The sequence below is a fragment of the Clostridium polyendosporum genome, assembly GCF_018332455.1.
GTDB lineage: Bacteria > Bacillota > Clostridia > Clostridiales > Clostridiaceae > Clostridium_AY > Clostridium_AY polyendosporum.
In genome coordinates, this window is record NZ_BOPZ01000003.1 from 195,689 (window position 1) to 219,986 (window position 24,298).

The window sequence follows — 24,298 nt, forward strand, 5'->3', positions numbered from 1 at the left end:
CTTCACCTCATATAAAGATAAACAATTTCACTTCTTAATCAATTCAGAAAAATAGCCTCGACATGTACTATTTTTTCTAAAAACATATAAATTCAGTTACAAAGCTGTTTATCAATATTATATTTATTACCATATTTTTCCTAAGATAAACAAAAAAAGTACTAGTTTTTTACTAATACTTTTTCAATGTACTCTATATTCAATTTGCCTTGAAGAAATAACTTTTACATACCTTTCCTTAACATTATAAACATATACCTCCTGTTTCTGATAATCTTCTTGATAACCAATAAAAATCAAGTTTCCATCCTTATCACAAACTATCTTTTGTTTTTCAGATAATATTTTAGGAAAGTCATAGATTAACCTATTTATTTTTCCTGCTTCTGTTATTTCATAAATACTATATTTATTATTTTTCACATTTCCTTCAATATAAATAGTACCTCCAAAGGACACCGCAGAATCAACTCTTTCAACACGATTAGTTAATTCTTTCTTACTGTTATTTTCTAAATCATATAGAATAAGTTGTTTATTATTATTTAAATCATTTTTTAAAACTAATAACTTATTATCACTTACAAGAGAGAAAAACTCTAAGTATCCTTGTACTGTATATAATCTAATTAATTTATCATTGATTATATCATAAATAAAAATTCCACTTGCCTGTGAATTATCCACTCCGTAAAAAATTATTTTTTCATCGTCTAGCCATTGATACATATCCCCAGAAATAATAATATCTTTTCTTAATTCATTCTTAGACTCTTGAAGAATATCAAATATATAATATTGTATATTATCATTATTCTCTTCATTATAAATAACTTTTTTACCATCCTTAGAAAGTTTTAGGGCATTTATAGTATTTGAATTTTTTATAAAAACTTTTTTGTTTTTAGATATCAAATAATATTGAATATTTTTATCCTTTGTTATTTGCTTAAATAAAATTGTATTATTTTGTTTTGTAAAATCAATTATCTCATCTTGAAAACTAATCTTTGTTGGAGTTAGGTTTTGCGAATTATATTCATAAATTCTTGTTAAATTATTCTCCAAACCAAGAATCGTAATTTCAGGCAGAACTATTTCTTCTGTTTTCTCTACATCCTTACTTTTTTTACTATCGTTACAACCAAAAAAGAAAAAACACAAAATAATTAAAAGTATTGCTGAAACCTTTTTCATACTAACCTCACATATTTAGTTTATTGATATAAAATGGTGAAAAATGCTATACTAAAGATAATTACTATAATCCCTATTCAAAATTAGATTTATTTGTCTTTAGAAAGGAAGATATTATGGCACTAGACGGAGTTTTTTTATCAACTTTAATCTCAAATTTAAAATCTCAAATACTTAATTGTAAAATTGATAAAGTTAATCAACCTGAAAAGGATGAAATAGTTCTATCAATACGTGGAAATAAGAATTCAAAACTTCTAATCTCTTCCAGCGCTACCTATCCTCGAATTCATTTTACAAAACATTCAAAAACAAATCCACTTAAAGCACCTATGTTTTGTATGGTACTTAGAAAATATTTAATAGGTGGACGAATAATTAATGTTCATCAACAAAACTGTGACAGAATTATAATTATTGATATAGAAACCTCTGATGAATTAGGTTTTAATAGCATTTATTCATTAATAATTGAAATAATGGGCAGACATAGTAATATCTCACTTGTTAGACAAAGAGATAATAGAGTTATGGAATCAATTAAACATATAACTCCTGACATTAACAGTTATCGTTCTCTTTATCCTGGAGTTACATACATTTATCCACCTGAAAGTAATAAGTTAAATCCCTTTTGCTTTTCAAAAGATGATCTAGACAATATGCTTACATCTTGTTTAACTCCAGATGAAAATTTCTTTAGTAAGATTTTTATGGGTACAAGTAAAATTTTATCACAAGAACTCTTCGTACTCTTTACAAAAAAGTATAATTATAATTTTTCATTAGATAATTTATTTGTATTTATCCAGGAATTCTTTAAAATGCTAAATTCTAATATATGTAACACTATCTACTATGAAAGCAGCACTAATAAATACAAAGATTTTTATTGTATAAAACTTGAAAGTCTTAAAAATTATGATTTAATAAACTACAATGATCCATCTCAATTGTTAGACGATTTCTATTCAGAAAAAGATAAACAAGATAGACTCCACGCACGTTCTATTGATCTACAGAGATTAATAAATACAAATATAGAAAGATGTATAAAAAAATCAAAGATTTTAGAAAATACATTACAAGAATGTGGTGAAAAAGAAGACCTTAGAATAAAAGGTGAACTTCTTACTTCTTATATCTATGAAATAGAAAAAGGTGCTAAAGAAGTATCATTGTTAAATTATTATAGCGAAACTACTGAATATATTGCAATAAAATTGGATGAGAACAAAACCCCTTCTGAAAATATCCAAAATTATTTTAAAAAGTACACTAAGTTAAAAAAATCTGAAGAAACAGCTGTAGAACAACTTAAAAAAAATAAAGAAGAGCTTGAATACCTTAATTCTGTTATGACTAATTTACTTAACACTGAAAGTTACAATGAAATTGAAGAAATTAAAAATGAGCTTATAGAATCTGGTTATATTAAGTTCAAAAGAAGCTCTTCAAAAAATCCAAAGCCTTCTAAGCCGTTACATTTTATATCAAGTGACGGTATTGATATATATGTTGGTAAAAATAATATACAAAATGATTATTTAACTTTAAAATTTGCTGACAAAAATGATACTTGGCTGCATACCAAAGATATTCCAGGATCTCACGTAATAATAAAAGGAACAAATTTACCTGATAAAACCTTAGAAGAAGCTGCTTTATTAGCTGCATATTATAGCAAAGCAAAAAACTCATCTAAGGTACCAATAGACTATACTCAAGTTAGAAATGTTAAAAAACCCTCTGGTTCAAAGCCTGGTATGGTAATTTATTATACAAACAAAACAATGTATGTAACACCAGTAGAACCCAAAATTAAGAGAGTGCAGTAGCACTCTCTTATTTGCTGCCATTTCACAAATTGAAATCTTATAAAACTTCTTATCTACTAAGCTTTATCTTAGTTCATTATCAAAATACTGATAATAATAACATAACAATCTTCCATTATATAACTTTCTATTTTTTGTTGCTTTCCTACCAAACAGTTTTTCAAATCCTAAATAAGAAGTAAGGATATTAAAATCCCATGTATTAAGGCCTTCTTTTAAATTACCTAACCTTTTGTATAATAATTCAACTTCAGACTTTTCTCCTATTCTCTCACCATACGGTGGATTTGTAATTATATAACCATACTTTCTCTTTGAAGAAAAATCTTTGAAGTCTAACCTCTGAAAATCTATGTAATTTTGAACTCCTGCTTTTTCTGCATTTCTTCTTGCTGTTCTAAGTACTCTTTCATTTATATCGTATCCTATCAGCTGCATTTCATTTTTCTTGATGGAATTCTTCGCACCCGCTCTAACCTGATCCCATAGACTTTTACTCATATTTGGCCACTCTTCACAGACAAAGTTTCTATTAAGACCTGGAGCCATATTTGAACCTATCATAGCAGCTTCTATTAGAATTGTTCCTGAACCACAGAATGGATCTACAAGTAATCTATCTGCTTTCCATTTAGATAATAGAACTAAACTAGCAGCAAGTGTTTCTTTTAATGGTGCCTCACCTGCATTTTCTCTATATCCTCTTTTATGTAATCCAGATCCGGTAGTATCTATAGTTAAAGTAACTATATCTTTTAAGAGAGCAACTTCTATTTTATACACAGGCCCGCTTTCAGAAAATATCTCTTTATTATATTTTCTCTGCATACTCTTTACTACAGCTTTTTTTACTATAGACTGACAGTCTGGCACACTAAATAAAGTGGATTTTATTGACTTTCCAACAACATGCATTTTACCATCAACAGGTATAATATTACCCCATTCTACAGCTAAAGTACCCTGAAAAAGTTCTTCAAATGTTATAGCTTTAAACTCAGCAACTTTTATAAGTATTCTATCAGCAGTTCTAAGCCAAGTATTAGTGATGGCTATATCCATTTCATCCCCTTCATAGCTTACTTTTCCATTTTCTATCTTTAGATCTTCATATCCTAATTCTTTTAATTCCTTCGCAGTTATGGATTCTATACCAAAGGTTGTGGTGGCAATTAAATCATAATTCATGTTAAAAACTCCTTGTAAAATTAAATCTAAAATTTTTCATATATCTTTACAGCGTCTACTCCATCTATTTCATTTATTTCAACTCCAATGACTTCATTTTTAGAAGTTGGAATATTTTTCCCCACATAATCTGCTCTAATTGGAAGTTCCTTATGTCCCCTATCTATTAACACAGCAAGTTGTATAAAAATTGGCCTGCCACAATCCATTACAGCATCAATAGCAGCTCTTACCGTTCTACAAGTATACAGGACATCATCAACTAATATTACCTTCTTATCTCTAACTGTTACTTCTATATTTGTTCCTTTTACCATTGGTCTATCACCAGTATTACTCAAATCATCTCTATATAATGTAATATCTACACTACCAACGGGAACCTCTACACCTTCTATCTTTAAGATTTGCTCTGAAATCCTTTTAGCTATAGGGTACCCTCTTCTTTTAATACCTATTAATACAATATCATCAACACCCTTATTCTTTTCTATAATTTCATGAGCAATTCTAACTAAACTTCTTCTTATAGCATTTTCATCCAGCAAAACCGCCTTCAAATTCATAATATATCCCCTCCCTATAAACTTTCTCCTCTAAGCTTCTCTAATATTCTTATAAAGTGATTCGGTAGCTCTGAAGAAAATTCCATGTACTTTCCTTTAGTTGGGTGGATAAAACCTAAAATCTTAGCATGCAACATCTGTCCTTCAAGATTAAATCTTTGTTTTTTGAACCCATATACTGGATCGCCAACTAGGGGATGACCTATAAAAGCCATATGTACTCTTATTTGATGCGTTCTTCCTGTTTCTAACTTGCATTTTACAAGGGTATTTGCTTTGTACCTCTCCATAACCTCATAATGAGTTATAGCCCTTCTTCCCCCCTGAACAACAGCAATCTTTAATCTTTCTGTTTGATGGCGCGCTAAAGGTGCATCTATAGTTCCGCTATCTTTATTTAGTCTACCTTCTAAAATTGCATAGTACTCTCTATTTATAGAGTGGTCCTTAAACTGCTGCGCCAAGTTATTATGAGCAAAATCATTTTTTGCTACTACAAGAAGTCCTGATGTATCCTTATCAATACGATGAACAATTCCTGGTCGAATTACACCATTAATTCCTGACAAGTCCCTACAATGAAATAATAATGCATTAACCAGTGTTCCTGTATAATTACCTACCGCTGGATGAACCACCATCCCCTGTGGTTTGTTTACTACTATAACATCTTCATCTTCATAGACTATTTCCAAAGAAATATTTTCTGCCTCAGCAGTAAGTTCTATAGGCTCAGGAATGTCCACTAAAACTGCATCTCCTTCTTTCAGCTTATAGTTACTTTTAATAGCTTTACCATTGACAAGTACATTTTTTTCCTCAATCAATCCCTGAAAGAAAGATCTAGACTTATCTTCTATAATAACTGATAAAAACTTATCTACTCTTTCACCAGAATCTTCTTTTTTTACTTGAAAAACTAACTCTTCCATATATCAACGTCCTTTTCAAAAAATCCTTCCCCATCCCTAATCAATATTAATCTGGAAGTTGGTTTCTATACTGTTGATTACTAATTTTCTCGACATCTTCAACATACATATTATCATCATCATAATATTCTACAATATTTCTTAACCTATTAAAACGTTCTACAGACTGATATGAGTCCTCTGCATCAAATGGTACCTGTTGATCAACATCGTAATCATTATATCCATATCCAAAAGGAGGTCCTATTACAATTTCTTCAATTGGTCTTTGTTCACTGTTATACGTTTTTATAGTAGAAATCTCATTTTGACATTTAATACAGTTTTGCGCATAAGGTAAGAAATCTAATCTTTCTTTGGATATCTCTCTCCCACATTTTTTGCATACACCATAAGTACCATCATCTATTGATTTAAGAGCATCCTCAACTTTTTCTAACAAATAATTCTCATTGCCCTTTAATGCCCTTCCTCTTTCCATGATAAATATCTCAGCACCTAAATCTCCATCATGATTATCGTAAAATGATAATTCAGAATCTATGAGTTTTGTAGTATTTACTTCACCACTATCTTGTAACTGCTTGATAAGATCATTAATCCTTTGCTTTTCTTTATATAATTTCTCTTTATAATTATTCAATTCTTTTTGTTCCATATATCTCATCCTTTCAAAATAATACATATTACTATTTTTTCAAAAGGACGGATTTTTATAACCTATTAAGGTTTAGCAAGAAAATAAATAACCTCATTATTATATAATAATTTATAAATATAGTTTAAATCAAGATAATATACAAAAATAAAATTGAATAGATATGAAGCCTATTCAATTTTATTCAGATTTCACTTTGTAAAATTGCAACAAATTATAAAATCCCACTCTTTTGAGTAGGATTTTATTACTTATTGGCAAAAAAACTTTTAATTTCATCTATTTCTTCACTAATTATTTCTTCTTCACTAAAATTCTTAGTTTTACATTCTTCTTCTTCATTCTGTATGTCTTTTTCACTTATTTCTTCTACTGGACGTGATATATTAAAATTCTTAATGAATTCTTTTTCTAAATCATCAAAGGTTTCAAGTTGTGTATTCATAAAATTTCTAAACTTTGATTTAAATTTAACAAATTCGTGTCTAACTCTATCATACTCATCATTTACTTGAATTACATCATGGTGAGCTTTATCTAATATCTTCTGTGCAGTATCATTTGCACTTCTTATAGTTATATCTGCTTCCTTTTGAGCATTAGCCTTTGCCTGTTCAGCAGTATTTTGTGCTAATAACAAAGTATTTTGAATAGTATTTTCTATCTTTACATAATGGTCTACTTTCTCAGTCATTGAAGCTAACTTTTCTTTAATTAAAGCATTTTCTCTAAAAATTTCTTCATAATCTTCAACCACTTTATCTAAAAATCCATCTACCTCTTCTATACTATATCCTCTTAATACCTTTTTAAATTCTTTATTGTTAATCTCCATTGGTGTAAGCTTCATGTAGTTCACCTCAAACTTATATATATTTTTTTATAATCAACTTTAACTTACCACTCTTACTTTTTCCAAGTTGTTCATCCACAATAAATTTCCCATAACCTCTTACTGTTACTTTGCTTTTTAATTTAACTTCAAAGCTTTTATCTATAACAGTTAAATAATTTATCAAAACCTTTCCTCCACTAACCATGTTAACACCTTCATTTCTTGATAAATTACATATTGAAGAAACAAGGGCATCAATTCTCAATGAAGGTACTAACACAATTACTTCTTCGAACCTTGGTTCTGGTAATTCACTTAAGTTTATTATATTGGTTATTGAACACGGATATTTTCCGACACTATTCAAATTACACTGTACGTAATCACTTATATCCTCATGTACAGCTAGAAAACATGAGTCATTATAAACAACTAGATCTCCTATTTTTTCTCTTTTTACTCCTAAAGCTAAAATAGCTCCAAGAAAATCCTTATGCTTTAAAAGACCAAACTTAGAATTATAGGAAATCTTAAACATTTTAAAAGGCCATTCATAATACTCACAATAATTAAAACAGATTATTCTTCTTTCACTCTCATTAAAGCCACCAAAAGCTTTACAATTTATACCCTTGGAGTTGCAATAAACTGTAATTGATTCACAAATGCTTGGTGGATAAAACTCATTCGTAAAAACTGTTATATCTTTCTCTAGTGCCAGTTTTATTTTATTATAGATGGCATCAAAATCATTAACTTCAGCAACTTTAATAACAGATAAAAATTCCTTTTTATTCATTTTTATAAAATAGAATATATTAATTTTTCAACTATATTTAAAGTAACTAATGCAAAAAACGGAGAAAAATCAACTGGCACATTTGGAATTAGTTTTTGCTGTATTTTTTTAAATGGAGATAAAATAGGCTCAGTTATAAGCCTTATAAAATATAATACTTTGTTAGGTTTCGACATAAAAACTAATGCTAAAATCACATCAGCAAAGATTACAAGTTCTATAAAATTAAATAGTAAATCTATTGAGGTTCTTACTAGTGCTATTTTAATCCCCTCCTATTTATTCTCACCAGTTTATTTTGACCAATTAAAAATTCCCTTGTTAGTTAATTCTGATTTCAACTCATTTGTAACTTCTACATTTGAAGGTGAAAGAATATATACTCCTCTTTCTACTTCTTGAAGTTCTCCTGTTAACGCATAACAAGCTCCACTAATAAAATCTAATAATCTTTGAGCAATCTTTATTTCTAATCCACTTGTATTCACTACAATAATCTTTCTATTCTTTAATGCATCACATATCTCTGTTGCATCCTCATATGCAGCAGGTTTAGTGATCATAACCTTAGCAGAAGTAGCAGTGTGTATATTCACAACTTTATTACTTTTCTTTGATGGAATAACAGGTTCTATATCCTCCTCTTCCACATTATTATCTTCTTCACGTTCATCTAGTTCTTCTTCATACTCTTCAAAACCTAGAATTTCTTTCATTCGACTAAACATCTTTGCTGCCATAATAATTCCTCCTTAACTTTATTTTATATCCTCTTTCCAAAAATACCTTCACCAACTCTAACCATGTTGGATCCTTCTTCTACTGCTATCTTAAAATCATTTGTCATCCCCATAGATAATATTTCCATACAAAAATTCTTATACGAAGTATTCTTTAAGTCCTCATAAATCTTTTTTGTCTTTTGGAAATAATATCGATTACTTTGTTCATTTCCTTTGGGTATTATAACCATTAATCCTCTTGCTTTAACAAACTCACAAGATTCTAATGCAGAAATAAATTCACTTAAATCTTCTACAAGCATTCCCGACTTGGTTGCTTCTCGCCCTATATTAATTTGAATAAGTACATTAGCAACCTCATTAGCTTTACCAAAACTTTTTTCAATCTGATTTAATAACTTAACGCTGTCTAAAGAATGAATTAAGTGTACTTTTCCTACTAAATATTTTACTTTATTTGTTTGTAAATGTCCAATAAAATGCCATTTTACATCACTATGAAAATTCTCATGTTTTTCTAATAATTCTTGCACTTTATTTTCAGCAAAATCCTTTATTCCACATTTATATGCTTCTTCCATTAACTCTATAGGTTTAGTTTTCGAAACTGCTACAAGGGTTACCCCTTTGGGTAGTTGTTCTAAAATATAATCTATATTTTCTTTAATATTCAAAGCTATCTCTCCTTCTGAAATTATATATTCTCCAAAAGTAGCAAAAATCCTTCATAAAATATGAAACCTTACACTTATTTACTACTAAGTGTAAGATTATCATAAGAAATAGTACCTATCTCTGCCGGCATTATCATTTCGTTTTCTTTTGAAATTTCTACTTCTATACCTCTATTAATAAGTGTTCTTATAAATCCGTCGTCTCTCATTAAAGTATTTTCTAATACATCTGGATCCCCAACGACATTAACTACAAATGGTGCTGGTATCTGTTCACCATTTATTCTTAAAAAAGCCCAACTACAAAATATTTCAGTGTTTGGTAAAACCCTCTGATTGTTAATAGCAATTGCTTGTGCTCCTGCAACCTTTAATTCATTAACAACTTTTATCATATCATCATCATGTAAAGTTCTTAATAAGATTAAAATATTATTTTCATCTCCTTCTGGAAATTCAGTACTTCCATCTCTGATAATCATTTTTATTCCTTTTCCTTTTACAGAGCTAAATCCTGCAATCATCTTATTATAATTAAGTTCCTTATTAACATCTTCAATTAGTTTTTCTGCTTTTGAATCACTATATTTATATTTATTGATTTTATTTGTCATGTTATGATTTGATTCTCTTAAATTTGAAATTTCACTATATAACTTATTTCTTTGATTATATGCTTCTTGATATTGTTGCGCACTTATCTGAAAAGAATTTGATGTTCTTTTAAAATTAAAATTTAAAGAGATAAGTACTCCTATTATTATGGAAGCAATAAATACAAAAATCATTGATTCATTATTTTTCATCTAATCACCTCATCAGCGTGATTTAGCCTTTTCTATAAGAAGTCTTCTTACTATAGCAAAGTTATCAAATATTCTTCCTCCAAATACAATAACTGCTGCTATGTAAATTGGAATACCAAGCTTATCCCCTAAATATGCTAATGCTACTGCTAATACTGAATTACCAAAAAATCCAGAGATAAAGATATCTGCTTGAAAGTTTTTTGATAAGTTAGCTCTTATAGCACCGAAAACTGAATCTAAACAAGCAAGTATTGCAACGGACATATATGGAGAAAATTTTTCAGGAATATCTACATTCCATATTACACCCACAATTACTCCTATTAACAGACCAATAAAAGCTATCAATTATATTCACTCCTTATTTTACAGGTTTAATAAAATCATTGCTTATTACCTGTGAAGACTTTGATATAGTAATGTTATTATTAGTTTCTATTTTTGTATCATAATTTGATAAAACTCCATAGTTTAACGCACCAGCAAAACTCAAACCACCATACAGCTTAGTTTTATCCCCTATAGCCTTAATCACAATATTTTTATTTGGAGGTATTCTCTCATTGTTACCTATCCAAATATAGTTACTTGCATTTTTAACTCCAGTCTGAGGAGTTATTCTAATATCATTTATTGAAACAGCTTCAGCACCTGAAAAATTTAATATATTAAGTATATGAACAAGTTCATTTTCTGAAATATAATCTGCATTATTTGCTTTAAAAACTGGTGACTTAGGTGTTAGATATAATATAACCCCTGGTCCATTAACGTCAACAGTTCCTAAAATCATTCTAGTCCTATCTAGCTGCTGCTTTATCTCCTTAGTTACATCTCCAACCTTTGTAGCAGACTCTTCTATTTTTTTTAGTTCCTCACTTAAAGAATTATTCTGCTTTTGTAGTTCTTCCTTCTCCTTTTTAAGTGCATCAATTTCTGCTATTACATCAGTTTGTTCATACCTTGGAATAGCTTCTTTTTCTTTGCTATTTACAAGTTTAAACTGATAAGCTAACAAAAACCCTAATAATGCACAAACTAAAGCCAAAACAACCTGAGAGGCTATCTTTTTCATGTCAGCTTCCTCCTTCTTGTTTAATTACAGGACTACCATTAAAGCTAACATCAATGTATCCCTTGGTAAGTCCAATATTTTCATCTAAAAGTACATTTATTGCTGTATTCAACTTAGGCTTTAAATTCTCGTCATTACCAACTAAAATCTTTATATCGTTATAATTTAAAACTATACCCATTGGATTTTTAATATCTACAGACGAAAATACAACATTACTGTCATTTATCTGTAAGAACTCTCCAATATTTTCAGATATCATTTGTTGCTTAACATTTGAAGTTATATTTTCACCAACATTAGTTGGTTTTCCATCTACACCAATTAATTCAATAAGATTTAATCCTTCAATATCTTGCCTTTTTTCTAATATGGTTAAATTCGGACTTAAAACATATATGCCATCACTTAACTTTATATAAAAAATAGCCTTTCTTTCCTCAACTTTCACCACTAACTTATCAGGTAATATTCTTGATAAAGCAACATTTTCTATATATGGATTTGTTTTTATGTTATCTGTTAAATCTTTTGTATTTATATAAAAAATATTTTTTTCATATACATCACAAAGCTTTAAAATTTCTTGGGTATCAATAATCTTATTATTATTAATTATAATCTGTTTAACATTAAAAAAAGGAGCCTTGCCCAATAATAGTATAAATAATGCTAAAAACAAGATAAAGAATAACATAGCTTTTTTTATTTTTTTACGTTTTTTTCTATTATTAATAAACTTACTAATATCCTTATCCATACTACCCCTTCTTTTTGAAACAATTTAGTTATCAAGATAAACAACCTGAATTCTTAAATAATTCATGAAAATAAAATTTAATGTAATCCTTAGTAAAATAAAAAAATTACTTCTGAATTTATATCTTTAAATTCTTAAACTTAATTAAAACTTATTAGTATATTTTTATTGTCAATTATTATAATATCATTAAATTACACTTTTTTCATCAGAAATTTATTAAATTGAGCCTTTAGACTAACTTAAGTTTATCACAACTAAATAACTTAAAGAAAAAGCGTTACCTAATAAGTAACGCTAAACTTTTAAATTTTTATTATTCTCTACCTGTCTAGAAATATTGATGAGTATACCCATTGCTAACATATTTATTACAAGCGAACTTCCTCCATAACTTATAAAAGGAAGTGGAACTCCTGTAACAGGCATGGAACCAGTAACAACTGCTATATTTATTATAGCTTGAACTGCTATTACAGATGTTATCCCCGTAGCCAATAGTTTTCCATAGGTATCTCTTGCGTTCATAGCTACTCTAATACCTCTAAACACAAATATTACGAATAATAATATTATTAATGTACATCCGATAAGACCAAGTTCCTCACCAATAATTGCAAAAATGAAATCATTATGAGGTTCGGGCATATATAGCGTCTTTTGCCTTGACTGACCAAGTCCTAAACCTGTAATTCCTCCTGCACCCAAAGCATAAAAGGATTGTATTAATTGATATCCATTATTAACTGGATCTTGCCACGGGTCAAGAAAATTTAGTAACCTTGCTTTTCTATAAGGTTCACTAAAGATAAAGAATAACGCTGCTGCTACAAATGAGGGAACTACCCCAAAGCACAATGTAGTTATCTTTGCACCTGCTATAAATAATACAATTAATGTTACAATCATTATTACAGAAGCTATACTTAAATTTTTTTCTTTAAGAATTAACGCAGCATAAAAACCTGAAACTATCAGATAAGGTAAAATACCACCTCTAAAGGATTTAATCTTTTCACCCCTTTTTTCTATGCTCATTGCCATAAATAATACAACTACATACTTTGTTATTTCTGAAGGTTGAAAAGATAGTGGTCCGAGTTGTATCCATCTATTAGCTCCATTTACATCTTTAAAAAAGAATACTGCTATTAAAAGAGGAATACACGCTACCATCATCAATCTAGTATATTTCTTCAAATAATGATAGTCAATGGACATCATTACCATCATAGCACTTATTCCCAATAAAGACCAAAGAAGTTGTCTCTTTAGAAAAAACATACTATCATGCATTTTATATATTGAGTAATATGAGCTAGCACTATAAACCATAACTACCCCAATAGCTAAAAGAAAAAATACTGTGTAAAAAATAACATAATCTATTTGTCCCATTCTAGGCTTTGCCTTTTTCATTTCTCAATCCTCCTAAAATTACTATAAAGACAAGAAAGCAATAAGGCATAATAATACTGTTATAATAGAAAAGATTGAAACTATTTTTGTTTCACTCCATCCTAGCTGTTCAAAATGGTGGTGTATAGGTGCCATCTTAAAGACTCTTTTACCTGTAAGCTTAAAAGACATAACCTGTATTATTACAGAAAGAGTTTCTAATACATAAATTCCACCAACCATTAGCACTATCAATTCCATTTTCAACATCATTGCTACTGCACCAACTGCTCCTCCAAGAGCTAATGAACCTGTGTCTCCCATAAAAACTCTTGCTGGAAAAGCATTAAATCTTAAAAATCCAAGTAAAGCTCCTGCTAAAGCTATACAAAAAATTGATAATGTATAATGTCCCATACTAATACTTAAAGTCGCTAAAAAGGTTATAACAAGTACAGTTACTGACGTGGCTAAGCCATCTAATCCATCTGTTAAATTAACTGCATTGGTTGTTGCTGCAAAATAGAATATTATAAATGGTATAAAAAGAATTCCTAAATTAAGTTGCTGTCTCGAAAAAGGAACAATTATACTAGTACCTAAATTAACATATGCATAGTAAGCCAGTGCCCCTGACATAATTAATAATAGGATCATCTTTTGCCATGCCCTTAAACCAAGATTATTTTTATGAATTATTTTAAGTATATCATCTAAGAATCCAACAAAACCATAAGCAACAAATGCATACAATACCACCATTGCTTCATCAGTAACGTCTGATACCATAATTAGCATTGTAATTATAGTGGAAAATATAAAAATTACTCCTCCTATTGTTGGAGTTCCTGCTTTTTTTAAATGGGTTTGTGGCCCATCCTCCCTTATGTTTTGTCCAAATTTTAACCTATGTAATAAAGGAATAACTACAGGACCTACTATTGATGCACCAATAAAACTTATTAATATTGAAACTATTAATGCTGTATTTGTTAAATTACTCATTGAATGCTACTCCTAAAGAGTAGCCTCACCTCCTTCGTTATAAATTTAACCCCTTTAGTTCTTTAATAATATCTTCAAATTTCATACCTCTAGATGCTTTTACTAAAATTATATCTTCTTTTTTCAAATTGTTTTTTAATGAATTTATTAACATTTCTTTTGTATCAAATAGGATACAACCCTCTTTTCCAAATCCTTCTTCATATCCTTCTGAAAACTCTCCACATGCTAATATTAAATCAACCCCTAGAACTTTTGCATATTTTCCAACTTCCATATGCGCATTAAAAGACTCATCCCCAAGTTCTCTCATGGTACCTAAAATAGCAATTTTTCTTTTGCCCTGTATATTTTTTTGTACATCCAAAGCTGCCTTTATTGATGATGGACTCGCATTATAACAATCATTAATTATTATAAAATCATCCTTTTTTATAATCTCTAGTCTCATTGATGTTGGTACTATGTTATTTAATCCTTTATTCATATCTTTAAGGGACATTCCAAGTAATCTTCCAGCTGCAATACCTAAAAGACAATTTTGAACATTGTGTTTTCCTAACATAGGTAAAACAAATCTATATTCTTCACCTTCAGCTTCTACTGCAAATTCAGTGCAATCTTCCAATAGCTTTATATCTTTTGCATATATATTAAAATTATCATTTGTACCGGTCTTTATAATTTGATAATTATCAGGCATTAGATCTGCAAGAAAATCATCATCTCCATTTACCACTAAGAAATTATCTTTATTAAAGAAATCTACAATCTCCATTTTTGCCTTTAAAATATTTTCTCGGCTTTTTAAATTCTCAATATGAGACATACCAATGTTAGTAATTAAAGCAATGTCTGGTCTAGAAGCATCTGCAAGTACGTGAATTTCATTAAAGTTACTCATCCCCATTTCAAGTACTGCTACATCATAACTTCTATCCAGTTGAAAAATCATAAGAGGTAATCCAATCTCGTTATTATAGTTACCAATAGTCTTAAAGACTTTAAATCTTTCACTCAATAAAGCTGCTAAGATATCCTTAGTTGATGTTTTACCTGTTGAACCAGTAACTCCAATAATCTTTATTCCAAGCTTCTCCCTATAGTACTTTGCAAGATTAAGTAGTGCTTCTCTTGTACTATTAACTTTTATAATAGTACAATTAACAGGTGTATTTTCTGGTATTTTAACTTCATCCACAATACATATTTTTGCACCCTTACCCGCTGCCTCTAACACATAATCATTACCATTAAAATTCTCACCTTTTAATGCAAAGAATATACTATTTTCTTCAATTTTCCTAGTATCTGTGTTTACATTACTAAAAAAATAATCCTTTCCATCTACGATTATTTCTCCATTTATTGCTGAAAGTATTTCATTGATTGATAGTAATTCCATTATTTCACCTCAAATTTTTCTAAAATTTTTCTAACCACTTCTCTTTCATCAAAATCAATGGTTTTATCTTTTAAGATTTGGTAAGTTTCATGACCTTTTCCTGCTATTACAATTACATCACCAGGTAATGCAATCTCAATAGCTTTCTTTATTGCATCATACCTATTTTCAATGACAATATAATTGTCTTTTTCTACACCATTTAATATATCATTAATAATTGCCATTGGGTCTTCACTTCTTGGATTATCAGAGGTGATAATAGCTATATCACTTAACTCAGTTCCTATTTTACCCATAATTGGTCTTTTAGCTACATCCCTATCACCACCACAACCAAAGACAGTGATTAATTTATTATTAGTAAATCCTCTGGCAGTTTTTAAAATATTTTCAAGGCCATCTGGCGTATGAGCATAATCTATTATAATATCATAAGGCAATTTAAATTCTTTTGCTGTTATTTCACATCTTCCAGGTACTGTTACTTTACTTAGTCCTTCTTTAACTTTTGAAATTGGTAATTGTAGCGCTATTGATGCACCAATACAACCTAAAGCATTATAAACATTATATAATCCTGGTATTTCTACCTCAAATTCACTTATATTACCATTATAATTAACTTTAAATAATACTCCCTTTGATGTATTTGTTACGTCTATAGCTTTTAAATCTCCTTCATTATTAATACATACAGTTAAGGTGTTGCCTAGTACACCTCTATACTTAATATCTTTTATTGCCTTTCTACCGTACTCATCATCGATATTAATTATATGATTCTCAGCTCTCTCAAACAACTTAAATTTAGCATTATAATAGTTTTCAAAAGTCTTATGAAAATCTAAATGATCTCTAGTTAAATTAGTAAAAACAGCAGCATCAAATTTTACACCATATACTCTTTCTAGTTCTAATGAATGTGAGGAAACCTCCATTACGCAATATTGTACCTCTTCATTAACCATATCATTAAAAAGCTCTTGAAGTTCTAATGATTCCGGTGTAGTTCTCTCTGCCTTAAGTATTCTGTTACCTATATAGTTTGCAATAGTTCCAATTAAACCAACTTTATATCCACATTCCTCAAGAATTGATTTAATCATAAAAGCTGATGTGGTTTTACCATTAGTTCCTGTAATACCTATCATCTTCATTTTTGATGATGGATTTCCATAATAATTACATGCCATCTTAGCAAGGGCAATTCTTGTATTTTTTACTTTTATTATAGTGATTCCATGAGCAACTTGAACTTCATCTTCACATACTATTACTTTTGCTCCATTACTAATGGCACCCTCTACATATTTATGGCCATCTGTTTTGAATCCTTTTATACAAATAAAGATATCACCATTTTTAGCTTTCCTATTGTCATATACTATTTTGCCAATATTTACTCCAATATCACCTTTTATAAGCTTATAATCTAACCCTACCAATAAATCTTTAAGTAGCACCCTAATTCATCTCCTTAACATAATATGCTTATCTAAACACTTAAATTCACTCATTATTTTCACAAAATACTAGCATGTGGCTCTATGCCACATGCTAATTAGTCACCAAGGTCATTGCTTAACTGACACTTTATTGTAGTACCTTTTTGAACGAGTTCTCCTGGCTGTATGCTTTGTTCTATAATCATTCCTTCTCCCTCAAATACAGCCTTTACTCCAATACTATCTAATAGCTTTGTTGCACCTTCCCTAGTATATCCTTTTAAATCTGGCACAATTATATCTTTATTATAAATAGCCGTATTACCAGTGTAAAGATTTATCTTACTATCTTCTCTCACTGAATAACCTGGCTTTGGACTAACATCAGTAACATATTGACCATCACCGTCGATATCAAAATTCAACTTGCCTTCCTTTAACTTTTTCTTAGCTTCTTCAACTCGTAAACCTCTTATTTCAGGAATTATAACATCTTGAGCTAACAACTGCTCATCCTTTGGAAATTCACTTGGATCAAAATAGTTGAATATATCATTAAAAAGAATCTTAGCTATCGGTGTTACGATAACCCCTGCATAATATTCCCCAGCTGATGCTTCATCTATAGATACCATAACTGTTACCTTAGGATCACTTGCTGGCGCCATCGCTACAAAAGATGATATATATTTTCCACTCTCATAGGTACCATTCTTAGAGTTAACCTTTTGTGCAGTACCTGTCTTACCAGCTATATGATATCCCTCAATAAACGATCTTTTTGCTGACCCTTCTGAAACAACTCTCTCTAGATATCCTCTTAATTCTTTTGTTTTTTCTTCACTAACTACCTTAACAGTTTTAGGTTCAAACTTTCTATCTACTATCTTAGTATTATTATCATCTATATGAGAAACTTCCTTCATAACATGTGGTTGTATCCACGTTCCACCATTAGCTATAGCGTTAAAGGCTGCCATAAATTGAATTGAATTTACTGTATTGGTTTGTCCAAAGGAAATAGTAGCTAAATCAACATCAGTAATTGAATTTGTACTCTTTACTATTCCCTTAGCTTCTCCTGGTAAATCAACATTAGACTTAGTTCCGAATCCAAATTTTTTAATATATTCATTTAACTTTTCTTTGCCTAACTTCTTTCCTACCTCTATAAACGCTACATTACAAGAATTCTTTAATATATCTGGGAAAGTTTGACTTCCATGTCCTCCTCTTTTCCAGCATTTAATTGTTCTACCTAATACAGTTGTACTACCATTACAATTATAAGTTTCACTTCCTCCACCTGTACTTTCCTCTAAAGCTGCTATGGCTGTAAATACCTTGAAAATTGATCCTGGCTCAAAGGAGTCACTGACTGATCTATTTCTCCACATTTTTTGGAGCTTTTCCATTGAATTGTTTCCTTCAAAGTTTTCAGCTCCTTCTGTTGGTTTATTAGGATTAAAATCTGGCTTATTTGCCATGGCAAGGATTTCACCATTTTTTGGATTCATAACTATTACACTAACAGCTTTTGCTTTATTATCATTTAAGGCCTGTTCAGCTGCCTTCTCAGCAAAATATTGCATCTTTTCGTCTATAGTTAACGTAATATCTTTGCCTGGAATAGGTGGAGTAAAATTTGAAATTGTATATGGTAGTTCCTCACTTCTTCTATCAATTTCAGCTATCCTTACACCTGGAACCCCTGCTAATTCGTTATTATATATAAGTTCTACACCATTAAGTCCATTCCCATCTACATTAGTGGTACCTAAAACATGAGCAAGAAAACTATTATTAGTATAATACCTCTTGGTATCTGGTGACACTAGTACTCCATTTATTTTTAATCCCTTTACTTTATCTGCTTGATCCTTTTCTATTCTTCTTGCAAGATATGCACTACCCGCTGGAGCTCCACTTGCAAGTCTTGTATTTAATTTTTTTAAAACTTCATTATTATCCATTTCTAGTGCATCTGCAATTTTAGGTGATATATTTTCATTAGTAAGTGAATTCTTTTTTAGGTATTCTCTTATTGCATTTAAATCTAAGTCAACTCTATATACATTTCCACTAACCGCTAATTCAAATCCATTTCTATCTAATATTTTTCCTCTGACAGCATCAATTTTTACTCTACTTGTCCATTGTTCAATAGCTCTTGCAGAGTATTCTTTACTTTTGAATATCATTATATACGATAACCTTAGCGTTAACACAAAGAATACAGTTGATATCAATACAATAGTCACCCACATCCGTTTCTTAGATGTAGCATTATCCCTATAATATTTTTTTATCACTTACTATACCTCCATAAGACTTGTTACTTATAAATATATGGATGCACCTTAAAATATATATGGATGCACTTTAAAATAGTGCATCCTTTATTTTTGCAAGTAAGTTCTTATCTTGTTTTTTTTGCTTTATAGCTAGCATTGTATCATCTTTAAAGTAATCCTCTGTCACTGCTGCTTTTACTATATCTTCTTTCTCAGGTACAGACATCTTTAGATTGTTTTCTGCAATAGTTTTAATATTTTCAAGTGAGGATGACTTTATTATTTCAATCCTTAATGCTTCATTTTCTGAATTTATATCTTTTATTTGTTTATTGGTTATAGATAGTTGATTTTGCAAGTTATATACCTTAGAATCTCTCCAAATAGTAATTAAACCTAAAACAAGTATTAATAATATTACTTGCGTAGCAGCCTTTCTACTGGCTTTTTGCTGTTCCTGCAACCTATTTTTACGTTCAATTTTTGACCTTCTTAAGCTCTCATATTGCTTATCATGATTGGGTCCATCAATCTTTCTCTTTGGATTAAAAGCAACGTTCCCTTTTACATCATAATTCTTCATAACCAATTTATTCACTTCCCCATCCTAATATAACTTAATCTAAATAATTTTTTCTACAACTCTTAACTTAGCACTTCTACTTCTTGGGTTTTCTTCAACCTCTTTTTCTGTAGGATCTAATGGCTTTCTAGTTATTACTTTCACCTTGGGAGTATTTCCACAAATACACACAGGAAACTCCTTAGGACAACTACATGGGTTCTCTAGATTCTTAAATACATTTTTAACAATTCTATCTTCAAGTGAATGAAAGGTTATAATTGCCATTCTTCCGCCCTTGTTTAATCTTTCTATCCCATCTCTTATAGCTTTATTTAAAATTTCTAATTCTTTGTTTACTTCTATTCTAATAGCTTGAAAAGTTCTTTTAGCTGGATGTGGTCCTTCTCTTCTCATTTTTGCGGGTATAGCAGCTTTTATTATATCAACTAATTCAAAGGTTGTTTCTATAGTTTTTTTCTCCCTTTCTTTAGTGATAAAATTTGCAATTCTCTTAGCAAATCTCTCTTCGCCATACTCCTTAATGATTCTATATAACTCATCCTCACTATAATCATTAACGATTTCAAAAGCTGATAATGAATTTTCTCTATTCATTCTCATGTCCAGTGGTGCATCCTTCATATAACTGAAGCCTCTTTCACCAGTATCAAGCTGGTATGATGAAACACCTAAATCCATAAGTATTCCATCAACTTTTTCTATTTCTAAATCATTTAAAATAGAATCTATATTGTAAAAATTATTATGAACAAAAATTACATTATCAAAATCCTTTAATCTTTCACTAGCTGCCTTTAAAGCATCTTTATCCTGGTCTATTCCTATCAATGTTCCTTTAGATGATAACTTTTTTACTATATGGGATGAATGTCCTGCTCCACCTAAGGTACAGTCCACATATATGCCATCTTGTCTAATATTAAGTGCATCAATGCACTCATTTAACATTACTGAAATGTGTTTAAAACTCATGTTTATTCTCCTTATACTTCTAATTAACTCTTTTTCTGATGTACATTATAACCATATTTAATTTGTTTTTAGGCCTTTTTTCCTACTTGATATTGATTAAATTTTACAGAGTGAAATTTTGATAAAAGTTAATAGGACAATTCCTATCAAGTTTTATCAATACTTCACAATACTTACTATTTCCTTATCAACTACTGCATATTCAGTATAGTTCTACGCTATGATGCGTATATTTTATAGAGTTTTTTAATTATCTAAAGATAAACAACTTCACTCCTTAAACAATTCCTTAAAAAGCATTGCATGTCGAGGCTATTTTTATGAATTATATATCTAATTATGAAGTTGTGTATCTATAGCTATATTCTACCTTTAATAATTTAAAGGAAATTCTCTATACTTTCAACCATCCTTAACCACTTTAGATATATTATTCTATGGAAATTTTAAAATCCCTTTTTTTATTAGATACTTTTTAATAAGTTTTCAATTTTGTTACAATATGCTACTTTATTCACGGAACTTCGCTATAAAAGATACATATATACTACCCGTCCCCAGCCTCTTAAGAAGAAGATGGATTCACTTGTTGCTAGTCAATTATTTGATGTATAATCGCCTAAATATTGGAGATAATACTAATGCATTCTTTGCTAACTGCATATTGACTTTCTAAACTTTCAAATGTAGAATGTAAAAAATAAAATATATGGGGGTAGATAAGGACCGGTGTCCTTGCCGATCTTCAAAATCGAGTTGTCGTGCTAATACCACGACTGGTAGGTTCGATTCCTACATACTCCCGCCAAAAAAGGCTTTAAAGGAAATTCCTTTAAAGCCTTTAAATTTTAAACTGAGCTGGAATCTAACTTAACCATTTTTAGTTAAAATGCATCAAAAGAAAATTCTTCTTATACATTAAATCTAAATTGTACAACGTCTCCGTCTTTCATAACATATTCTTTACCTTCTAGTCTGTAAAGCCCATTTTCTTTTGCAGCTGCTTCTGAACCACAAGTAACTAGATCATCATATCCTATAACCTCAGCTCTTATAAAACCTCTTTCAATATCTGAGTGAATTTTACTAGCTGCTTGAGGTGCTTTTGTACCATTAACAATTGTCCATGCTCTTACTTCTTGTACTCCTGCTGTTAAATAGCTTATTAAACCTAAAAGCTTATAGCTAGCATGAACAAGCTTATCTAGTCCAGATTCCTCAAGACCGTATTCTTGAAGAAGCTCTTTCTTTTCTTCCTCTTCTAATCCTGAAAGTTCTTCTTCAAGTCTAGCACATACTACAATAACCTCTGCATCTTCATTAGCAGCATATTCTTTTACTTTTTTAACATAATCATTTTCTAAGTTACCTTCCATCATTTCATCTTCTGAAATGTTACAAACATATAAAACTGACTTTGAGGTTATAAGGAATAATCCTTTTATAAACCCCTCTTCATCTTCGCTAACCTCTAAAGTTCTAACTGGCTTACCAGCTTCAAGGTGTGCTTTCATTCTTTCCATTAAAGCATATTCTTCCTTAGCTTTCTTATCCCCTGATCTAACCAGTTTTAAAGATCTTTCCATTCTTCTTTCTAAAACTTCTAAATCTGAAAATATCAACTCTAAGTTAATTGTTTCTATATCTCTTATTGGATCTACTGAACCTTCAACATGAACAACATTTTCATCATTAAAGCATCTTACCACGTGACAAATCGCTTCTACTTCTCTAATATGAGAAAGGAATTTATTTCCTAATCCTTCTCCTTTACTTGCTCCTCTTACAAGCCCAGCTATATCATAGAACTCAACAGATGTATAAACCTTTCTTTTAGTATTATACATCTTTTCAAGAACATCTAATCTCTTATCTGGTACACTCACCACTCCTACGTTTGGTTCTATAGTACAGAATGGATAGTTCGCAGATTCAGCTCCTGCTTGTGTTATAGCATTAAATAAAGTACTCTTACCTACATTCGGTAATCCAACTATTCCTAATTTCATCTATGTACATTCCTTTCTTTTATATAAACTGACACCTTATAAAATTATACTCTAGTAATACCAACATTTCAATAATTGTATTATAGGCCTTCTATCAATTGCCAATTATACCTTGAAAATCACAGTATCTATATTCTTTATACGATTACACTAAAATTGAGGTGATTACTTTGATATATAATATTATTTCCTTATCCTTATCAGCGTTATTATCATTTAACTTTTTTTCAGTGTTTCAAAATAATACTAATTTGAGTATAGATACCAAGGAACACAGTTGGTATTATTTATGGAAAAAAGAAGGTCCACCAGATCCACCTAAAGAAACAAAGCATTTTATCTTTAAATATGATTGCTACTTTCTTGGGAACACTGAGGACAAGGAACTATATCTTACTTTTGATGAAGGCTATGAAAATGGCAATACTAATAAAATATTAGATACACTAAAAAAACATAATGTTAAAGCTGCTTTCTTTGTTGTTAAACCATATATTACTCAAAATGAAGATATAGTAAAACGAATGGTAGAAGAAGGTCATTTAGTATGCAACCACTCCTCTAAACATCCATCCATGGCAACAATTTATGATGATGAAGCATTTAATAAAGAATTCACAGAAGTTGAAGATGCATTTGAAAAATTAACCGGCAAGAAAATGCCTAAGTTTTTTAGGCCTCCAATGGGCAAATACAGTGAGCTTTCACTATCGAAAACTCAACAACTAGGTTATAAAACTATTTTTTGGAGCTTTGCTTACAGAGATTGGTTAGTTGATAAACAACCATTTCCATCCTACGCTAAAAATAAAATAATATCGAAAACTCATAATGGGGGTATAATTTTGCTTCATGCAGTATCTGATACGAATACCCAAATTCTTGATGAAGTTATTACTGAATGGAAAGCACAAGGATATAAATTTAAAAACTTAGATGAGCTAAAATAAGCCTAGAAATATAACTTAAAAAATAACCCTGCATAAAGCAGGGTTATTTTTTCAGTTTGCTGAAAAACCCCCTGTTTAAAAAACAGAGGGGTTTTCTAGCAAACTTGTGGATAAATTTTAAAAGAGAGCTTTTCTATTAATTTGAATAAAATTTTAT

General features: G+C 29.8%; 24 protein-coding genes and 1 tRNA gene. 3 read left to right on the top strand and 22 right to left on the bottom strand.

Features of this window, described 5'->3' with window-relative positions; genetic code table 11:
- Nucleotides 1-183: 183 nt before the first annotated feature.
- Nucleotides 184-1,197 (bottom strand): hypothetical protein, encoded by a 1,014-nt coding sequence (locus CPJCM30710_RS03115; RefSeq protein WP_212902715.1) that lies wholly within the window; start codon nucleotides 1,195-1,197, stop codon nucleotides 184-186.
- A 116-nt stretch (nucleotides 1,198-1,313) separates the two neighbouring features.
- Here CPJCM30710_RS03115 and CPJCM30710_RS03120 point away from each other — a divergent pair, with 116 nt between their 5' ends.
- Entirely contained in the window at nucleotides 1,314-3,035 is a 1,722-nt protein-coding gene (locus tag CPJCM30710_RS03120; RefSeq protein ID WP_212902716.1) for an Rqc2 family fibronectin-binding protein, read from the top strand.
- 63 nt (nucleotides 3,036-3,098) lie between these two features.
- Here the strand turns inward: CPJCM30710_RS03120 and CPJCM30710_RS03125 are convergent, their stop codons facing one another.
- The 20 genes from CPJCM30710_RS03125 to rsmH form a co-directional block, all read right to left on the bottom strand.
- Nucleotides 3,099-4,223, bottom strand: coding sequence for a THUMP domain-containing class I SAM-dependent RNA methyltransferase (locus CPJCM30710_RS03125; RefSeq protein WP_212902717.1), 1,125 nt, complete (start codon nucleotides 4,221-4,223; stop codon nucleotides 3,099-3,101).
- Between the two features lie 26 nt (nucleotides 4,224-4,249).
- Nucleotides 4,250-4,789 carry a bifunctional pyr operon transcriptional regulator/uracil phosphoribosyltransferase PyrR gene (gene pyrR / locus CPJCM30710_RS03130; protein WP_212902718.1) on the bottom strand — a complete coding sequence of 180 codons (540 nt, stop codon included), beginning with the start codon at nucleotides 4,787-4,789 and terminating at the stop codon, nucleotides 4,250-4,252.
- 14 nt (nucleotides 4,790-4,803) lie between these two features.
- Nucleotides 4,804-5,721: an RluA family pseudouridine synthase gene (locus CPJCM30710_RS03135; RefSeq protein ID WP_212902719.1), complete on the bottom strand. Its 918-nt coding sequence runs from the start codon at nucleotides 5,719-5,721 to the stop codon at nucleotides 4,804-4,806.
- Nucleotides 5,722-5,767: 46 nt separating this feature from the next.
- A complete protein-coding gene (locus CPJCM30710_RS03140) occupies nucleotides 5,768-6,379 on the bottom strand; it encodes a TraR/DksA C4-type zinc finger protein (RefSeq protein ID WP_212902720.1) in 612 nt (203 codons plus the stop codon).
- A gap of 247 nt (nucleotides 6,380-6,626) precedes the next feature.
- Entirely contained in the window at nucleotides 6,627-7,229 is a 603-nt protein-coding gene (locus CPJCM30710_RS03145) for a DivIVA domain-containing protein (RefSeq protein ID WP_212902721.1), read from the bottom strand.
- 16 nt (nucleotides 7,230-7,245) lie between these two features.
- On the bottom strand, nucleotides 7,246-8,013 hold the full coding sequence (locus tag CPJCM30710_RS03150; protein WP_212902722.1) for a YlmH family RNA-binding protein: 768 nt from the start codon (nucleotides 8,011-8,013) through the stop codon (nucleotides 7,246-7,248).
- A 2-nt stretch (nucleotides 8,014-8,015) separates the two neighbouring features.
- Complete coding sequence (locus CPJCM30710_RS18205; RefSeq protein WP_407644971.1) at nucleotides 8,016-8,282, bottom strand: YggT family protein; 267 nt, start codon at nucleotides 8,280-8,282, stop codon at nucleotides 8,016-8,018.
- Nucleotides 8,283-8,306: 24 nt separating this feature from the next.
- Nucleotides 8,307-8,753, bottom strand: a complete 447-nt coding sequence (locus tag CPJCM30710_RS03160) for a cell division protein SepF (RefSeq protein ID WP_212902724.1) — start codon at nucleotides 8,751-8,753, stop codon at nucleotides 8,307-8,309.
- A 23-nt stretch (nucleotides 8,754-8,776) separates the two neighbouring features.
- On the bottom strand, nucleotides 8,777-9,430 hold the full coding sequence (locus tag CPJCM30710_RS03165) for a YggS family pyridoxal phosphate-dependent enzyme (RefSeq protein WP_212902725.1): 654 nt from the start codon (nucleotides 9,428-9,430) through the stop codon (nucleotides 8,777-8,779).
- A gap of 74 nt (nucleotides 9,431-9,504) precedes the next feature.
- The gene (locus tag CPJCM30710_RS03170; protein WP_212902726.1) at nucleotides 9,505-10,236 is read right to left on the bottom strand and encodes a DUF881 domain-containing protein; all 732 of its coding nucleotides are present in this window, start codon (nucleotides 10,234-10,236) and stop codon (nucleotides 9,505-9,507) included.
- A gap of 12 nt (nucleotides 10,237-10,248) precedes the next feature.
- Entirely contained in the window at nucleotides 10,249-10,587 is a 339-nt protein-coding gene (locus CPJCM30710_RS03175) for a small basic family protein (protein ID WP_212902727.1), read from the bottom strand.
- Nucleotides 10,588-10,600: 13 nt separating this feature from the next.
- The gene (locus tag CPJCM30710_RS03180; protein ID WP_212902728.1) at nucleotides 10,601-11,314 is read right to left on the bottom strand and encodes a DUF881 domain-containing protein; all 714 of its coding nucleotides are present in this window, start codon (nucleotides 11,312-11,314) and stop codon (nucleotides 10,601-10,603) included.
- A 1-nt stretch (nucleotide 11,315) separates the two neighbouring features.
- Nucleotides 11,316-12,074 carry a cell division protein FtsQ/DivIB gene (locus CPJCM30710_RS03185; RefSeq protein WP_212902729.1) on the bottom strand — a complete coding sequence of 253 codons (759 nt, stop codon included), beginning with the start codon at nucleotides 12,072-12,074 and terminating at the stop codon, nucleotides 11,316-11,318.
- 297 nt (nucleotides 12,075-12,371) lie between these two features.
- Complete coding sequence (gene spoVE, locus CPJCM30710_RS03190) at nucleotides 12,372-13,493, bottom strand: stage V sporulation protein E (RefSeq protein ID WP_212902730.1); 1,122 nt, start codon at nucleotides 13,491-13,493, stop codon at nucleotides 12,372-12,374.
- A 21-nt stretch (nucleotides 13,494-13,514) separates the two neighbouring features.
- Nucleotides 13,515-14,477, bottom strand: a complete 963-nt coding sequence (mraY, locus tag CPJCM30710_RS03195) for a phospho-N-acetylmuramoyl-pentapeptide-transferase (RefSeq protein ID WP_212902731.1) — start codon at nucleotides 14,475-14,477, stop codon at nucleotides 13,515-13,517.
- 37 nt (nucleotides 14,478-14,514) lie between these two features.
- Nucleotides 14,515-15,882 (bottom strand): UDP-N-acetylmuramoyl-tripeptide--D-alanyl-D-alanine ligase, encoded by a 1,368-nt coding sequence (locus CPJCM30710_RS03200; RefSeq protein WP_212902732.1) that lies wholly within the window; start codon nucleotides 15,880-15,882, stop codon nucleotides 14,515-14,517.
- Entirely contained in the window at nucleotides 15,882-17,348 is a 1,467-nt protein-coding gene (locus tag CPJCM30710_RS03205) for a UDP-N-acetylmuramoyl-L-alanyl-D-glutamate--2,6-diaminopimelate ligase (protein ID WP_212902733.1), read from the bottom strand. Before CPJCM30710_RS03205 ends, CPJCM30710_RS03200 begins: the two co-directional genes overlap by 1 nt.
- 98 nt (nucleotides 17,349-17,446) lie before the next feature.
- Nucleotides 17,447-19,642, bottom strand: coding sequence for a stage V sporulation protein D (locus CPJCM30710_RS03210; RefSeq protein ID WP_212902734.1), 2,196 nt, complete (start codon nucleotides 19,640-19,642; stop codon nucleotides 17,447-17,449).
- A gap of 70 nt (nucleotides 19,643-19,712) precedes the next feature.
- Entirely contained in the window at nucleotides 19,713-20,222 is a 510-nt protein-coding gene (locus tag CPJCM30710_RS03215; RefSeq protein ID WP_212902735.1) for an FtsB/FtsL family cell division protein, read from the bottom strand.
- A gap of 24 nt (nucleotides 20,223-20,246) precedes the next feature.
- Nucleotides 20,247-21,182 (bottom strand): 16S rRNA (cytosine(1402)-N(4))-methyltransferase RsmH, encoded by a 936-nt coding sequence (gene rsmH, locus CPJCM30710_RS03220; RefSeq protein WP_212902736.1) that lies wholly within the window; start codon nucleotides 21,180-21,182, stop codon nucleotides 20,247-20,249.
- Between the two features lie 711 nt (nucleotides 21,183-21,893).
- Between rsmH and CPJCM30710_RS03225 the strand changes: the two genes are divergently transcribed.
- Nucleotides 21,894-21,990, top strand: a tRNA-Sec gene (locus CPJCM30710_RS03225).
- Between the two features lie 103 nt (nucleotides 21,991-22,093).
- On the opposite strand, the gene ychF is transcribed toward CPJCM30710_RS03225, so the two are convergent.
- Nucleotides 22,094-23,191: a redox-regulated ATPase YchF gene (gene ychF / locus CPJCM30710_RS03230; RefSeq protein WP_212902737.1), complete on the bottom strand. Its 1,098-nt coding sequence runs from the start codon at nucleotides 23,189-23,191 to the stop codon at nucleotides 22,094-22,096.
- A gap of 170 nt (nucleotides 23,192-23,361) precedes the next feature.
- On the opposite strand from ychF, the gene pdaA reads away from it, so the two are divergent.
- Entirely contained in the window at nucleotides 23,362-24,141 is a 780-nt protein-coding gene (gene pdaA, locus CPJCM30710_RS03235; RefSeq protein WP_212902738.1) for a delta-lactam-biosynthetic de-N-acetylase, read from the top strand.
- Nucleotides 24,142-24,298 lie beyond the last annotated feature (157 nt).